At 49.0% G+C, this 3514-nt stretch carries 6 protein-coding genes; all 6 read right to left on the bottom strand.

The annotated features are described in order from the left end of the window. Positions 1–24: 24 nt before the first annotated feature. Positions 25–489, bottom strand: a complete 465-nt coding sequence (locus PGX44_RS13725) for an HK97 gp10 family phage protein (protein WP_498855815.1) — start codon at positions 487–489, stop codon at positions 25–27. Position 490: 1 nt separating this feature from the next. After that, the gene (locus PGX44_RS13730) at positions 491–811 is read right to left on the bottom strand and encodes a phage head closure protein (protein WP_370839011.1); all 321 of its coding nucleotides are present in this window, start codon (positions 809–811) and stop codon (positions 491–493) included. A gap of 1 nt (position 812) precedes the next feature. Then, positions 813–1073: a head-tail connector protein gene (locus tag PGX44_RS13735; RefSeq protein WP_370839009.1), complete on the bottom strand. Its 261-nt coding sequence runs from the start codon at positions 1071–1073 to the stop codon at positions 813–815. 17 nt (positions 1074–1090) lie between these two features. Next, positions 1091–2272: a phage major capsid protein gene (locus PGX44_RS13740; RefSeq protein WP_370839007.1), complete on the bottom strand. Its 1182-nt coding sequence runs from the start codon at positions 2270–2272 to the stop codon at positions 1091–1093. A 14-nt stretch (positions 2273–2286) separates the two neighbouring features. Beyond that, positions 2287–2976 carry a head maturation protease, ClpP-related gene (locus PGX44_RS13745; RefSeq protein WP_370839005.1) on the bottom strand — a complete coding sequence of 230 codons (690 nt, stop codon included), beginning with the start codon at positions 2974–2976 and terminating at the stop codon, positions 2287–2289. Then, positions 2906–3514, bottom strand: a 609-nt coding sequence (locus tag PGX44_RS13750; RefSeq protein ID WP_498855816.1) for a phage portal protein, incomplete at its 5' end; no start/stop codon positions are given. The genes PGX44_RS13750 and PGX44_RS13745, both read right to left, overlap by 71 nt.

Consider the following 3514-nt stretch of genomic DNA (forward strand, 5'->3'; position numbering starts at 1 on the left):
CTGCTTACTGCCACTCTTAAAATTTTAGAACGTGGTCTTGACAAGGGGCCCATTATACACCGCCTTCTTGATGTTCTTCACGATGTCCGGCGAAACGTAGTCATAAGCAGGCTTTAAATAAGGCCTTGCGATGAACTTTGGAATCTTCGCCCGTTTTGCAAAAACAGGCTTACCGTCCTTATAGAACCGCAGAGCCTTCTTGTTTTTAGCCTTGATTTCATGAGCCTTTGCCCCGTACTCCACAATGTGAGCGTAGGGAAGTTTTGTGTAGACCTCACCTTTACACCTTGTCATGCGGAATCTCGATTTAATGGATTTTTTGAGTGTACCGCTTCTTACAGCAGCTCGCTCTTTTGCTTCTCGCTGAATGCGTTTTGTTCCCCGTTTCATCACGTCCTCCACCTTGAGCCTTGTCTTACCATCCCATGCACTGATTTGTTTTAAGGCATCCGTCATGGCGGAGGCATCGACCTTCATGTATATTTTCACGCTACACCCCCTGTTCATAGCGACGGACGATGATGGTCGTACTGTCTCGATAGGTTTGGTCAACAGTATCAACGACATACGTTTCACCGCTATAAAGAATCTGCCAACCGCGCTGCACGCTTTTATTGGGACGAATCCGAAAGCGCAGTTGCTCCCTGCTCATGGGCGTTCCGTGTGCTTCCTGTTCGGCGTAGTTCGTTCTGCGAAGTTCCGCCCACACGAAGCCTTGGGACTCATATTCCGTCACCATACCGCCAAAGCCATCATCGGAAAGGATGGGTTTAAAGAGTTCCAGCCGTTTATCCATCTTTGCGATTTTCATATCAAAACGCTGCCTTTCGCTCCCCCATAAGGAGGGCACGCAAAGAAAGAAGCAGGTCGTTATGATCCGCTTCTTCTCGGTGCTCATATAAATAGGCGGTGGCATATAACATGGCCATGCGCATGGTAGCGGGGTTTAAGGCATCGTCTCGCGCAACGTCTTTAGAAAGGCGTTCAGCCGTTTCCATGAGCTTTTCAATAAGCCCATCTTCCTCATCACCATCCACCCTGAGGTAGGCTTTCATCTCTTCTAGGTCAACCATATGCTCACCGCCTTATCTTATTTACTTCCCGTACTCTTACCTGTGATGGAAAGAATCTGCACGGCTTCCGGCAGGATGAGTTTTCCGTCCACCCGTTCCTTCGCCACATAGGCGATCATGCCGTTTCCGGCAAAGAGTTCCCGCAGTTCCTGCCAACTGCGCGTACCGCGATCACCGATGTTGTAGTAGCGGTAATCCCCAAAGGCGATGGCATTTGTCGGTGCGAACTGGCTGGTATATAGCTTATAGCCAAGGAAAGTGTCGGGCTCGCCTACCTGCACGCTCGGTTGCCACATATAGGCACCGTTATTGTCTTTAAGCTGACGCAAAAGGGCGATGTTCTTGTCGTTGATGATGAAGCTCGCATTTTTGCGATAAGGACGCTTGAGGGCATAGATGAGAGCGATGAAATCATCAGCCGTCGGGTCAGCAGTGCTTGCCGCTTTCGTTCCACCACCAGTCTTTGCAAAAAGCCCCAAGGGTTTTCCCGTGCCATCACCATTGAGGAAAGCATCTTCTTCGGCGTTTGCGATGGCCTTACCGAACTCAGTTACGATATAACTTTCGAGATTAAAAGCATTGTCATAGAGGAGTTCCTCCGTGATTTTAATCGCCACATGGAGCTTGTGGGCATCAAGGAGGATTTGGCTGAAGGTCGCATCGCTAAATTGAAGCGCCCCACCCTCTTCAATCCACGCTGCAGCAGGTTTTGTCGCGGCGATGTTGATCTTATGCTGACCGCTTGTGGTGATGGTTGTACCAAGTTTTCGCATAATGTTCTCTTCACTCAGAATGTCGATGATGCGTTTGTCGTATTCCTCCGGCACGAGGTAGCCACCATCGGCATCTACGCCCTCCTGCAGAACGTTACTCACACGCTTGAAGTTACAGCGCATGGCATCAAGCATGGCCTTTTTGTACGCATCACTGGCGCGACCTTTCTTTTCTTCTACCGGCACTTCGTTATTCGGCTTTGTTGTAAGGGGCGTCGTGAGATTTTTCGCCATTTCCCTTTCGTAAGACTCGAGCTTTTCCTGACGGGTGATTTCCTTTGCTAGGTCATCCAGTTCCTTTTCCATCCGTGCATAAACGGCATCGTCTTCTGCTGAAAGCACACCTTCTTCACGATGGCTATCAAGGAAAGCCTTTGCCTTGTTCCACACGTCGAGACGCTTATCGCGCAATTCTTTGATATTCATGGTTATTCCCTCCGTTACATAAACTTCTCTTCTAAGGTTAGAAGGCGCATCAGTGATTCCACTGAACGCCCCTGCTTCTTTTCTTGGTATTTCCCTTTAAGCTTGTTCCAAAGTTTCATGCTCACCGTATTCTCGGAATAGATCATCGCCTTGGGGCTAATATCCCCGTCTCTTTGGAGCATTTCATCGGCAAAGCCCAGTTCCATGGCCTTATGGGCATCCATCCACGTTTCTGCATCCATGAGTCTTGCAATCTTTGCCCGACTCATCCCTGTTTTCAGTTCATAGGCGTTGATGATACTTTCCTTGATTTCAGAAAGCATGGAGATGGCTTTTTCCATCTCTTTCGTATCGCCCATCGCCATGGTCATGGGATTGTGAATCATCAGCATCGACACGGGACTCATGATGACCTTTGTTCCCGCCATGGCAATAACGGACGCAGCAGATGCCGCAATGCCGTCAATCTTTACCGTGACGTTTCCCTTGTAATCCATGAGCATATTGTAAATTTGTGCCGCGGCGATACAGTCACCACCGGGACTATTGATCCAAAGGGTAATGTCTCCCGTACCGCTCATAAGTTCCTCTTTAAAAAGCTGTGGCGTCACTTCATCATCAAACCATGACTCCTCAGCGATGACGCCGGAGAGCGTCAGCGTCCTTTCCGGAGTTCCCTCCGTCCAGTTCCAAAACTTTCTCACTTTCGTTTTCCTCCTTTCCAGTATCATAGGCCGCGCCTGCATCTTTCAGTGGTGTCATTGAACCATTCACAAGATAGAGATCGCCACCTTCTTCGGTTGGAATCCGATCCATATCCTCCAGTTCCCTGATGTCATTGGCGCTCAGCCACCCATTCTGTCTAGCCGTTGCATAGCCGTTCATACGGCTTTCGTAATCGCCACGAAGAAGCCCATCGAGGTTAAACTTGATGAGATACTTTGTGCGCTCAGCGTTTGAAAGAAGGCTCCTTGATAGGGACTGCTCCCACCGCGTCACCCATGGCCCTACGGTGTATTTCACAAACTCCAAGGACTGTTGCTCAATATTTGAGAATGTCGACTTTTCAAGGTCTCCAATCATATGAGGTGGTACTCGAAAAATACGAGCGATTTCATCAATCTGAAACTTCCTCGTCTCTAAAAACTGTGCTTCATTGGGCGAGATGGAAATGGGCGTGTATTTCATGTAGAGTAGGCAAGTGCCGCCGTGCATTGTTTCCAATGTCGGTTTGCACAAGCC

Source organism: Caecibacter sp. AF58-12pH5A (assembly GCF_027681725.1).
GTDB classification, from domain to species: Bacteria; Bacillota; Negativicutes; order Veillonellales; family Megasphaeraceae; genus Megasphaera; species Megasphaera hominis.